At 62.0% G+C, this 12271-nt stretch carries 9 protein-coding genes and 1 pseudogene; 8 read left to right on the top strand and 2 right to left on the bottom strand.

What is annotated here, in order from left to right; translation table 11 throughout:
• Positions 1 to 35 precede the first annotated feature (35 nt).
• The 6 genes from ACGLHR_RS15865 to ACGLHR_RS15890 all read left to right on the top strand — a co-directional run bounded on the left by ACGLHR_RS15865 (position 36) and on the right by ACGLHR_RS15890 (position 8106).
• The gene (locus tag ACGLHR_RS15865; protein ID WP_400095066.1) at positions 36 to 824 is read left to right on the top strand and encodes an enoyl-CoA hydratase/isomerase family protein; all 789 of its coding nucleotides are present in this window, start codon (positions 36 to 38) and stop codon (positions 822 to 824) included.
• Between the two features lie 252 nt (positions 825 to 1076).
• Positions 1077 to 2831 (top strand): FAD-dependent oxidoreductase, encoded by a 1755-nt coding sequence (locus ACGLHR_RS15870; protein ID WP_400095067.1) that lies wholly within the window; start codon positions 1077 to 1079, stop codon positions 2829 to 2831.
• A gap of 343 nt (positions 2832 to 3174) precedes the next feature.
• Complete coding sequence (locus ACGLHR_RS15875) at positions 3175 to 3432, top strand: YtcA family lipoprotein (protein WP_400095068.1); 258 nt, start codon at positions 3175 to 3177, stop codon at positions 3430 to 3432.
• Between the two features lie 17 nt (positions 3433 to 3449).
• Positions 3450 to 4505 carry a multidrug transporter subunit MdtN gene (gene mdtN / locus ACGLHR_RS15880; RefSeq protein ID WP_400095070.1) on the top strand — a complete coding sequence of 352 codons (1056 nt, stop codon included), beginning with the start codon at positions 3450 to 3452 and terminating at the stop codon, positions 4503 to 4505.
• 9 nt (positions 4506 to 4514) lie between these two features.
• Positions 4515 to 6617, top strand: a complete 2103-nt coding sequence (locus ACGLHR_RS15885) for an FUSC family protein (RefSeq protein WP_400095071.1) — start codon at positions 4515 to 4517, stop codon at positions 6615 to 6617.
• Entirely contained in the window at positions 6604 to 8106 is a 1503-nt protein-coding gene (locus ACGLHR_RS15890) for an MdtP family multidrug efflux transporter outer membrane subunit (protein ID WP_400095073.1), read from the top strand. The genes ACGLHR_RS15885 and ACGLHR_RS15890 overlap by 14 nt, the downstream gene beginning before the upstream one ends.
• Before the next feature lie 91 nt (positions 8107 to 8197).
• Here the strand turns inward: ACGLHR_RS15890 and ACGLHR_RS15895 are convergent, their stop codons facing one another.
• Positions 8198 to 8884, bottom strand: a complete 687-nt coding sequence (locus ACGLHR_RS15895; RefSeq protein WP_400095075.1) for a MarR family winged helix-turn-helix transcriptional regulator — start codon at positions 8882 to 8884, stop codon at positions 8198 to 8200.
• 353 nt (positions 8885 to 9237) lie between these two features.
• On the opposite strand from ACGLHR_RS15895, the gene ACGLHR_RS15900 reads away from it, so the two are divergent.
• Both ACGLHR_RS15900 and ACGLHR_RS15905 read left to right on the top strand, forming a co-directional pair.
• Positions 9238 to 10974, top strand: coding sequence for an AMP-binding protein (locus ACGLHR_RS15900; RefSeq protein WP_400095076.1), 1737 nt, complete (start codon positions 9238 to 9240; stop codon positions 10972 to 10974).
• A gap of 78 nt (positions 10975 to 11052) precedes the next feature.
• On the top strand, positions 11053 to 11964 hold the full coding sequence (locus ACGLHR_RS15905) for a hydroxymethylglutaryl-CoA lyase (protein WP_400095078.1): 912 nt from the start codon (positions 11053 to 11055) through the stop codon (positions 11962 to 11964).
• A 3-nt stretch (positions 11965 to 11967) separates the two neighbouring features.
• On the opposite strand, the pseudogene ACGLHR_RS15910 reads toward ACGLHR_RS15905, so the two are convergent.
• Positions 11968 to 12135: pseudogene (locus ACGLHR_RS15910) on the bottom strand (IS630 family transposase); the annotation flags it as partial.
• Between the last annotated feature and the right edge of the window lie 136 nt (positions 12136 to 12271).

Consider the following 12271-nt stretch of genomic DNA (forward strand, 5'->3'; position numbering starts at 1 on the left):
TAGTGTTGGAATATGCGATACCAAAGGACTAGATCATGAAAAGCATCCGATTTGAACGCAACGGAAACGTTGGGAATATCATACTGGCGAATCCGCCCTACAACCGTCTGGACACGCGTTTCGCCCAGTGCCTCGAGGAAGCCGTTCGCGAAGCCAGCGAAGCCGATATTCGGGTACTTGTCGTTCGCGCCGAAGGGCCGAACTTTAGCCTGGGAGGAGAGGTCCGTGAATGGCCCGGGAAAGACGTAAACTGGTTCCGTACATTCGTCGCGCACGTCAACAGCTCCTATCGCGCAATTGAGGCGCTCCGCGTCCCGACCGTGGCAGTAGTGCAAGGCGCTGCATTCGGTGGCGGCTTTGAGCTCGCGCTGGGTTGTGACTTCATTGTGGCAGCAAGTGACGCGCTATTCCAATGTGTTGAGGTGACGACGGCGATGCTTCCCATCGCGGGAGCACTGCAACGACTGGCGGAGCGTGTGGGCCGCAGCCGAGCATCCCGTTTTGCCATGCTGGGCGAACCCATTCCTGGCAGCCTGGCTGGGGAACTTGGGATTGCTACACACGTGGCAGAGCCTGATTCGCTTGAACGTGTCGCGACGGACCTCATTTCGCGACTAGCGGACGGGCCAACGCTTTCCTACGCGGCTACCCGCACGCTCTTGAAGGCTTGGTCAAGCGGCGGCGTTGCTGGCGCCGATACCGTGATGCTGGATGTGACCATGGGCTTATATAACACCGAGGATGCCATCCGGGGATTTGCTAGCACCGCTAAGGCTTTCGATGCCGACCAGGTTCCGCCTGATCTAGTCTTCCAGGGGAAATAATTGGAGCTTTTGGCTTAGGAACGCGCGGCAACCCATTGCATTCGCAGCGAACAGGTAGCGCTACCGATTTGTTCGATGCAGCACATGAGGCAGTGGACTCCTTCGCATGTGCTGCTTTTTTTCACGGACAGACTTGAGTCCACGGGCTCCCGGTCGCATACAGCGCACCGGTCCCAGACGGTCGCTGAGTCAAGTATGTAGCTGCCCCAGGATCAAAGAGGGTGACGGCACTTATATAGTAGGAGATGAGATATGCCTGAAGTAAAAACAGATGTGCTTATCATTGGAACGGGGCCGGCTGGTTCCGCCTGTGCCGCACTGCTCTCGACCTATGGTATCGAGAACATGGTCGTCAACAACTATCGGTGGTTGGCCAACACGCCTCGAGCGCATATCACAAACCTACGCACGATGGAGGTTCTCCGCGATCTTGGAAAGGACGTAGAACAGGAAGCTTACCTGCACGCGACCGATGAGGATTTGATGGGAGGAACGGTATTCTGTGAGAGTCTCGTGGGGGAGGAAATCGGTCGCGTGCCGAGTTGGGGGGCACATCCCCTTTCCAGGGCAGAGCGCAGACTGTCCAGTCCTGCAAGGATGAACGATCTTCCACAGACTTTCATGGAGCCGCTTTTGTTCAAGACGGCTTGCACTCGCGGTACGCAGGCACGGATGAGTACGGAGTACCTGAGCCACACGCAGACCGACGACGGTGTGGTTACGCAATGCCGCGACAAGTTGACCGGAGAAGAATTCACCGTCCGCTCAAAATACCTCGTCGGCGCGGATGGAGGGAACTCCAGGGTCGCAAAGAATGCTGGTCTGCCATTCGAAGGGCAGATGGGTGTGCGAGGGTCCATGAATATCTGGTTCCGAGCCGATTTGTCCGAGTTTGTCGCGCATCGCCCCGCCGTTCTGTATCCGATCATGCAGCCGGGCGCAGAAGTAGGCGGAATCGGGATGGGCCTGATTCGTATGGTCCGACCCTGGCACGAATGGTTGATCGTCTGGGGCTATGACATCAACGAGCCAACCCCTGTAGTCGACGAGGCAAGGGCCACTGCGATCGCGCGCCAGTTGGTAGGCAAGCCGGATCTCGAGATCGAACTGCTGGGCACTAGTACGTGGACGGTGAACAATATGTATGCGACCCGCATGCAGGACGGGCGCGTGTTTTGCATGGGCGATGCCACCCACCGGCACCCCCCGTCCGGTGGACTCGGCTCCAATACCTCGATTCAGGACGCATTCAATCTTGCGTGGAAACTTGCGGCAGTGATCAAAGGGCAAGCCGGAGAAGGGCTTCTGGAGAGTTATTCGACGGAGCGCGCCCCGATTGCAAAGCAGGTGGTCACGCGCGCAAACCAGTCGATCGCCGAATTTGCGCCGCTCTACGACGCGCTCGGCATTGCCGAATCGACGGATGCGGGAGCCATGCAGTCCAATATGCATGCCCGTAGTCAGGCGACCAAGGCTGCGGAAAGGCAGCGCGAGGCAATTCGCGAGGCCCTGGCGCTCAAGCGATATGAGCTGGACGCCCAAGGGGTGGAGATGAACCAACGGTACCAGTCGAGAGCGGTGGCGACTGACGGGAGTACCGAACCGGCCTTCGAGCGCGACCCGGAACTGTATTACCAGTCGACAACATACCCGGGTGCGCGACTCCCACATGCGTGGGTGTTTGACGCGCGGGGTCGGCAGCATTCAACGCTGGACCTGACTGGCCACGGTCGTTTCGTCATCCTCACTGGCGTGGGAGGTGAAGCCTGGGTGGACGTGGCCTCGGAGGTGGGCAAGAAGCTGGGCGTACAGATCGATGTACGCATCATTGGCCCGCGCCAGCAGTATGCAGACCACACGGGCGATTGGGCTCGTGCCCGCGAAGTCAGCGACAGTGGCTGCGTGTTGACGCGCCCCGATCATCACGTCGCCTGGCGTAGCTTTGCTTTGCCAGCGGACCCCATCGCAGAGCTTCTCCAGGTCATGCTTGGCGTGCTGTCGAGATAGTGGCCGAAGACAGGCAAACGTTGATTGATGATGGTGTAGCGATGAGACGCACTTTTGGGTGATCGGTAACAAGGAAATCGAAGGCAGCGGCGCATGGCTGATACGAGCTCGCGCGTGAAGGCGGCGCGCCCGTCGGAGTGGCTAGAAATCCACAATTATGGATGAGGCTTGAAGACGGGTGCGTCGTCACCGAAGATGGACTCTGGCGTTCGGAAAATCCAGTGATTCAGGCTTAGGCTAGCTTCCATGGGCCATAAATCTCGAGCAAAATGCGGAAGGACATTTCCGGAAAGCATCGGCTTATTCCGGCATCCGTGCGCAGCGCTGAAAAAGGGGAGGCGCCATGAGAGCGATCGGGGTTGCTACTGTCGTTGGCCCGTCTATCGGAGGCTGCGCAAAGTCGCCATCCCTGAGCGTGCTCGGTGCCTATTTTCCCGACTGGATGTTCTGCATCATCGCTGGCGTTGCACTTGCCATCGCCTGCTACCTGGTTCTTGAACGCGCCGGGTCCGGATATTGGCTGGGCCCGCCGGCGGTGGCCTATCCGGCACTCACCACAGTATTCTCCCTTGTTGTCTGGTTGATCCTGTTCCGGCATTGATCCGTCCGGGAAAAATCATGACAACAACGGACAACAAGAAAAAAAAGGCGTGGCCGGCCGTCGTGCTGGTCGTGGTCACGATGGTGCTGCTGGTCCTGGTCATCTGGTTGCTGGACCGGTCCCCGCGCACCGACGATGCCTATGTCTATGCCGATGCCATCGACGTGGTGCCGGAGGTCAACGGCCGCATTGTCCAGCTCGCTGTGCGCGACAACCAGGCGGTAAGGCAAGGCGACCTGCTGTTCCAGATCGACCCTCGCCCGTACCAGGATGCCCTGACGCGGGCGAAGGCATCCCTGGTCGCACTGGACCAGCAGATCATGCTGCATCAGCGCACGGTGAATGCGCAGCAGTACAACGCCCAGTCCGCCCGGGCAGCTGTCGAGCGCGCCCGGGCTACCGCCACCCAGGCGGCGGACACCCTGCGCCGCACTGAGCCGCTCCTGCCGCAAGGCTATGTGTCCGCGGAAGATGTCGACCGCGCCCGTACCGCGCAGCGCGCCACCCAGGCCGAACTCAATGCGATACAACTGCAGGCGCAGCAGGCCGCTGCAGCGGTAACCGGGGTCGAGGCACTGGTTGCACAGCGCGCCGTAGCCCTGGCAGAAATCTCCCTGGCCGAGCTTCACCTGGAGTTCGCCACCGTGCGCGCGCCCTTCGACGGACGAGTGGCGTCGCTGAAGACTTCGACTGGCCAGTTCGCTTCCGCGCTCAAGCCGGTATTCACGCTGATTGATACCCGCAACTGGTATGTCGTGGCGAACTTCCGGGAAACGGAGCTGAAAGGCATCCGGGCCGGCACGCCGGCCACCGTCTACCTGATGAGCGACACCGGCCAGCGCTTTCGCGGCACGGTCGATTCGATCAGCTATGGCGTCGCGCCCGAAGAAGGCGGCCTGGCGCTGCCCGGCGGCCTGCCACGAATTCAGCGCACGCTTAACTGGGTGCACGTTTCGCAGCGCTTCCCAGTCAAGATCCGCATCGAAAATCCCAATCCGGAACTGTTCCGGGTTGGCACGTCTGCCGTTGCCATCCTGCATGCCGAGGGTGGCAGCGCCGGCGCGCAGCGCTGAGGCCCCGGCATGAGCGCGAGCACCTACCTGCCGGACAGCGTGCTGCGAGCGGGGGCATACCTGCGCAGCCAGCTTGCCCCGTATCCGGGACGCGTCAACATCATGCTGCGCTGCATGCTCACCAGCGCCATCGTGATCGTCGTATCGATGGCGCTGCAGGTCCCGTCCCTGGCGCTCTCGCTGCTCGTGGTGTTCTATGTCACGCAGTCCAACGTCGTGGTCACCCGGCTGGTGGGCATAATGTTCATGGTGGGATCGACGCTGGCCATCGGCCTTTCGATCCTGCTGCTCAAGCTGACGTTTGACTATCCCTTGCTGCGCATCGTGGCGGCCAGCCTGCTGTTCTTCGGCAGCGTCTACCTGATGCGCATCCTGAAGATTGGCATCATCTTCTTCATCGTTGCCATCGTCGTCATCTATGTGCAGACGTTCGTCGATCGCACCGGCGAAGCTGAATTGCTGATCCGTGCCGTGCTGTGGGTCTGGGTCGCGGTCAACTACCCGATTGCGCTGACGCTGCTGATCAACACGCTGCTGCTTCCCGCCGAGCCACAGCGGCAGCTCAAGGCCGAAATCCACCGGCAGCTGGGCGCGGTTGATGCCCATCTGGCCTGCCTGACCGACGGTACGCCGGTGGCCGAGCCCATCACGCCGCTGGCGATCCAGCAAGGCGCGATGACGCTGCAGAAGCTCCTCAAGTTCGCCACCATGCGGGACGCACGCTACCGGCATGACATGCCGCATCAACTGGCCTGCGTTGCCACCGTGTCGCGCCTGTATCGGGCAGCGTCCGACCTGCAGGACGTCATGCCTGGCCCCTCCGCGGCGCCGCTGGTCGCGCTGCGGCAGCTGCGCACGAACTGCCAGGCGCTGGACGCAGCCCTGGCCGCCGACAACCGGTATCAGTACACGCCACCCGCCGCACCCGCCCAGGGCGGCCCCGCGCCCTTGCCGGCAGCCGCAGAAGACATGCAGCGGGCACTGGCGGCGCTGGCCGATGCCGATTCGGCCGCCGGCGCAGCCGCCAAGGCGCCGGCGCAGCCGCCGATGGTGGTGGCGGACGCACTGACCAACCCGACATACCTGAGGTTCGCGCTCAAGACCCTGTTCGCCGTGCTGATCTGCTATGTCTTCTATACGGGCGCCGACTGGCAAGGGGCGCACACGATCATGCTGACCTGCGTGATCATCGCCCTGCCCAGCCTCGGCGCGTCGATGCAGCGGGCGCTGCTGCGCGTTGGCGGCGCGCTCACCGGCAGCGCGCTGGCGCTCCTCATGGTGGTGTTTGTCGTTCCGCATCTCGACAGCATCGTGGACCTGCTGCTGATGACGCTTCCGGTGGTAGCGCTCGCCGCATGGATCGCCGCCGGATCGGAGCGGATCGGCTATGCCGGGACCCAGATCCTGTTCACGTTCTCCCTCGCCCTGCTCGAGCGGTTCGGCCCCACCATCGATCTCACGGAAATCCGCGACCGCATGGCCGGCATTCTGCTTGGGGTTGCCATTTCCACCGTGGTGCAGATGTCGCTCTGGCCGGAAGCCGAAGGCGATGCCCTGCGGCAAAAGCTGGCCGGCATGCTGCGCGCGGTCGCCCGGCTGCTGGAGCCTGCCGGGACCGGCACGGCGCCCGGGCATCTGACCTCGTCCCAGCAGCAACTGCAGACCTGGGCCGCGTTGTCCGATTGCGAGGACACGCTCGCCCGCGTGGCGCTCGAACCAAACTGGCAGGAAGGAGAACAGGCACTGCTCACGCTGCGTGCGCAGGCAGTGCTTGCGCAGGGGCGGGAGATCATGCTGGCGGCCAATGCACTCCACAATGCACTGGAGACCAGCGAGGCTCGCCTGGCCAGCGCAGACGACGGCAAGGTGCTCGCGCTTCAGGCGCAGGCCGCCGCGCTGCTCGGGCACTATGCCGACGCCCTGGTTGCCAGGCCCCCCTCGGCGCAGGCGCCGCGGCCCGTCGAGTTCCCCGTGCCCGGCGATGAGCAACTCCCGGAGCCGGTTCTCTCGGCGATGCACAACCTGGTTCGCCAATTGTGCGGCCTGCCCGACTGGCAATCGGCGGCGGCAACTTTCCCCATGGTGCTTCGTGAATCCCATGATGCCGGTTGACTGCAGGCCATCCGGCCTGCCTTATCTGCCCAGTCGGCTCGCCGTCAACCTGCTGGCTGTCGGGCTCCTGCTCGTCGCGGGTGGCTGCGCCCTGATCCACGAAAACGGGGTGCCCACACCGGAAATCTCCGTTGATCAGATCCGCCTGGCCGACGATATCCGCCTGGCGCGCGATGGCTGGCCAGAGGCGCGCTGGTGGACGCGCTACGATGATCCCCAGCTCGACGCCCTGATCGAGCGCGCGCTGGCGGATGCGCCGAGCATGGAGGTCGCGCGCAGGCGCGTCGCACAGGCTAAGACGGACGTCGAACTGGTCAAGTCCGGTACGGGCCTGCAGGCGGTGGCCATTGGCGTGATCGATCGCGAGCACGTTTCCGCCAACGGCTTCCTTGGGCCTTTCGCGAGGAACGAGCCGGCTCTCGGTCTCGACGGTCCCTGGTATACGGAGGGCATCGTCGGGGTCGGCGCCAGTCTCGACATCGACCTCTGGGGTCTGCACCGCGCGGAAGTTGCCGCATCAATCGGGCTGGGCAATGCGCGCCTGGCCGAAGCGTACGCTGTCGAGCTGGAACTCTCCACCGATGTGGCGCAGTTGTACTACGGCATCCAGACCAACCACCAGTTGGTCGAACTGCTGGAGCAATTCCGGGAGGTGGCTGGCTTCTCGGTGCAGACGCACCAGGCTCGCGCAGCACGCGGGTTGGAATCTCGCACGCTCGTCGAGGAGGCGCAGGCGCAACAGTTGACGGTGGAACGCCAGCTTGTGGCGGCGCGCGGCACCGGACGGCAGTTGCTCGAGTCGCTGCGGGCACTGATCGGCGCCGGACCGAGCGACATGCCTGAGATCCGGCCAGTGCCGCTGCCCCGGATCAGCGCTGGCGTGCCGGAAGCGCTGTCGTATGAGCTGTTGGCGCGGCGTCCGGACCTGCAGGCCTTGCGGTGGGTGGTGCAAGCCTCCTTCGACCGGATCGATGCCGCCAAGGCCGCCTTTTATCCGCGCTTCGACATCCGGGCCTTCTTTGGCTTCAATGCCCTTCACCTGTCGGACCTGTTCACCCGCGCAAGCCAGCAGATCAACCTGATTCCCGGCCTCACCTTGCCGATCTTCGATGGCGGGCGGCTGAACGCAAACCTGGGCGGCGCCCGCACGGCGAGCAACACGCTGATCGCGCAGTACAACCAGGCCGTGCTCAATGCGGTGCGGGACGTGGCCGTTACCGGAACACGCCTGCAGGCCCTGGACGACGAGGCACAGCTGCAACGACGCAAGGTTCAGGCCATTTCATTCGCGCGCGACAGTGCCGAAGCACGGTACCAGCGAGGGCTCGGCAGCCGGTACCTGGCAATGGAAGCGCGGCAGCCGCTGATTTCCGAGCAGATTGCGCTGCTGACTGTCGATGGCCAGAAGCTCAGCCAGGAAATCGCGCTCGCCAAGGCGCTTGGCGGCGGCTACCGCGCCGATGCGCCGGTTGAAGTGAGGCCGCGCTGAGCGCGTCGGGTGCCTGCATCCTGCGAAGTCAGCCTTTGAACGTATCGATCCTACCCGCAATGACTGCATTGATCGGGCATTTTCGGAACCCTTAGCGGCCGCGCGGAGGCCGTCGGCCCGCCGCCTTGGATCGTGGGGCCGATGGCCCGCTTTCGGCTTCGTCTTCCAGATCTGGAAGCACCAATTCTTCCATCAATGCCAGCGTCCGAAGGCAGAACGCGTTTCCGGCAGCACGTTCATCCTCCGAGAAGCGCGCCATTGCCGGTGCGACCGACGACTCTTTGGCAAGCTTCACTACCGCTTGCTCGACCGCTTCGAGCCCCTTCTTCGTAAGATGAACGATAAATCCACCAGCGTGGCCGGGATCGATCATGCGCTCTACCATGCCGTGACCGGCAAGCCTGTCAATCTTCTTGGTAATTGCCCCAGAGGTTACGATAAGAGCGCGATACAGGTCCGTGGGGCGCTTTGCATATGGGGGGCCTCCCCGACGCAGTGCAAGCAACACGCGCATGTCGGACCCGCTGATGCCCCATACGCGCTGACACATCCGATCAAAAGCTCGCTCGACGAGCGTACCGAGCCGCATGAAATAGATCGCGAGCAGGAAGTTTGAAAGATCCAGATCGCTTCGCTCATGCTGCCACTGCAGCGTAATGAGTTCGATGTGACTGCTGCCAGACAAACGTGGCTTTCGATTCGAATCCGGCGACGTAGCCGACGCCGGCTTCTTGGGCGTTCGGCGGGGTGTAGGTTGCTTCGCGACGGAGGCGGTCATCGATTTTGCTTCCTTGGAAGGACGAAGTTTAGTTGCTGCCGCTTGTTACCCACAGCGCGGCCGCGCTCCATTGTACGTAATTTCCCAGATTCGACGAAGCGCATAGTGCGGTGGCAAGGGTTCGGGATGATCGATGCTCGATGGTCTCAAGCACCCGGCCGCCCGGCACAAGAGCATCCCGGTCAAGCAGCTGGAAGCGGCCCCGTGCTGGAAGCAACCCCGTGCGACTCCGTGCGAAACAAGCTGACGCCACAACCGAACATTTGTTGGTACTTTACTTTACGATCGTATAATATATAAACATCGATGGTTAGGGGGGCAACGAGCTCGCCCGCAGCACTCTGGAGACGAGTATGACGATGCAGCCTGGGACGTCCCGGCGCGAGATTGACGCGACCTTGCCCGCCAACGGGCTGTCTTATGTGAAGGGTGACACCACCTCGCCGCTTAGCGAACAGACCATACCGGCTCTACTAGCGGAAACGGTTCAGCATCATGGTCGGCGTTCCGCGGTCGTTTTCCGCGAACAGGGCATCCGCTGGACCTGGCAGGAGTTCTCCGACGCCGTGAATGCCATGGCCGCAGGTCTTCACGCCCTCGGCCTGCGCCGAGGCGACCGTATCGGTATCTGGTCGCCCAATCGCTTTGAATGGACGGTGACACAGTTCGCTACGGCCCGCCTTGGCCTGGTATTGGTCAATATCAATCCGGCTTATCGACTGGCCGAGCTGGAATACGCGCTTAACAAGGTGGGCTGCAAGGCGATCGTCGCGCCTGAGTCTTTCAAGACTTCGCGTTATCTGGAGATGCTGCAGACCCTGGCACCCGAACTCCAGCACTGCGAGCCAGGCGCGTTGCAGGCGGCGAGGCTCCCGGCACTACGCTGGGTAATCCGCATGGAAGATGTGCTTACGCCCGGCATGCTGACCTATCGGGACGTGATTGCGCGCGGGGTGGGGGTGGAAGTCAGCGAGCTGGACGCAATATCCGCAAAACTCGATCCTCACGATCCAATCAACATCCAGTTCACGAGCGGCACGACTGGCGCACCAAAGGGTGCCACCCTGACACACCGGAACGTCATCAACAATGCACGCTTCGTAAGCATGGCCATGAGCCTGCGGGAGGAGGACCGGTTATGCATCCCGGTCCCGCTATACCACTGCTTTGGCATGGTGATGTCTGTGCTGGTGTGCACCATCACCGGTGCCTGCATGGTTTTCCCGGGCGAAGCGTTCGACCCGGCGGCGACTATGGCCGCGGTCAGTGAAGAGCGGTGCACCGCTCTTCACGGTGTGCCGACCATGTTCATCGCTCAGCTTGATCACCCGGACTTCGCGACTTACGATTTCTCCAGCCTGCGCACCGGCATCATGGCGGGCGCCCCTTGCCCGATCGAAGTCATGAAGCGAGTGGTGGCCGACATGCATATGACGGAAATCACCATTGCCTACGGCATGACCGAGACGAGCCCGGTCTCTTTCCAAAGCGCCACGGATGATCCGCTCGACAAGCGAGTCTCCACCGTGGGACGGGTGCAGCCGCATCTGGAATGCAAGGTGGTGGATACGGACGGTCAGATCGTACCGGTCGGCGCCACGGGTGAGCTCTGTACACGCGGATACTCGGTCATGCTCGGCTATTGGGACGATGAAACACGCACACGCGAATCGATCCGCGACGGCTGGATGCACACCGGTGACCTGGCCACGATTGATGCTGATGGATACTGCAATATCGTTGGCCGGGTCAAGGACATGCTGATCCGCGGCGGCGAGAACGTCTACCCTCGCGAGATCGAGGAATTCCTGTTCCGCCATCCGAAGGTGCAGTCGGTGCAGGTATTCGGCGTGCCTGACCCCAAGTATGGCGAGGAAATCTGCGCATGGATCGTGCTCAAGCAGGGGCAGGGCGCCACTGAGGAGGAGATCCGCGACTTCTGTCGGGACCAGATCGCTCACTACAAGATCCCGCGCCATATCCGGTTTGTGAATGAACTGCCGATGACTATCACTGGAAAGGTGCAGAAGTTCGTCATGCGCGAGAGTATGACCCGTGAACTCAATCTCGGCGAAAGCAAGACCGCTTGACTCCGGGCACGCGCAGCTTTTGGCGTCGCTATCGAAGCAGCCGCGTAGCCCACCATAGCGCAATACCAGGACATTGACATGCCCCATAATGTGAAGATTGTCGAGGTCGGTCCGCGTGACGGACTGCAGAACGAAAAGACGCTGGTAACCACCGACGTCAAGGTCGAACTGATCAACAGGCTGTCCAACGCGGGCTTTGTAAATGTCGAGGCCGCGTCGTTCGTGTCGCCGAAGTGGGTGCCGCAGATGGCCGATGGCGCCGACGTCATGGCGCGCATCGCCCGGCGCCCCGGGACGCTTTACTCGGTGCTGGCGCCGAACATGAAGGGGTTCGAAGGCGCCATCGCTTCCGACGCCGACGAGGTGGTGATCTTCGGTGCCGCCAGCGAGGCGTTCTCGCAGAAGAACATCAACTGCTCGATCGCCGAATCCATGACACGCTTCGAACCCGTGGCCGCGGCGGCAAGGAAAGCCGGTGTGCGACTGCGCGGTAGCATCTCGTGTTCGCTCGGCTGCCCGTATCAGGGCGAGGTGCCAGTCCGCGCCGTGGTGGACGTGGTTCGCCGCATGCGCGAACTCGGCTGCGATGAGATCGACATTGCCGATACGATCGGGGTTGGCACGCCGGGCAAGGTGCAAGAAGTAATGCGCGCCGCTGCGGCCGAGTTTCCGATCGATCGCCTGTCGGGCCATTTCCACGACACCTACGGCCAGGCGCTCTCGAACATCCTGGCCAGTCTCGAAGTCGGCATCGGCATCTTCCACGCATCTGTAGCGGGCCTTGGCGGCTGCCCTTATGCCAAGGGCGCTACCGGCAACGTGGCGACCGAGGACGTGCTGTACATGTTGCACGGCATGGGTCTGCACACCGGTATCGAACTTGATGACGTGGTGCGTGCCGGCGACTTTATTTCGCAGGCAATTGGCCGGTCCAACAACTCGCGCGTCGGCAAGGCGCTGCTCACGAAGTGGGCGTCCCGTTCGAGCTAGACAGTGTCCTGTTCCGTTGATTCGCTCACAAAGTCTACTGAGCTTGGCAAGGATCGAATCAGCGGAGGCAGTCCAATTGAATGGCTTGCACTTCTGGTTGTAGTGAGCGACGAAGTGATCGATCTTTTGAACCAGTTCCTTGACTGAGGTGAAGGAGCCGCGACGGATTACTAGCCCGCTAACGCGGGGGTGTCTCTTTAGGGCGGGGTTTTCATGCTTCTAGCTGCTGTCGCGGCTGTGCGGTGTTGCCGTTTTAGAACGTGTGAGATGTCACTTTTCTTTACTCGTAAAGAAAAGTAACCAAAAG

The organism is Cupriavidus sp. CuC1 (assembly GCF_044627735.1).
Classification (GTDB): Bacteria; Pseudomonadota; Gammaproteobacteria; order Burkholderiales; family Burkholderiaceae; genus Cupriavidus; species Cupriavidus ulmosensis.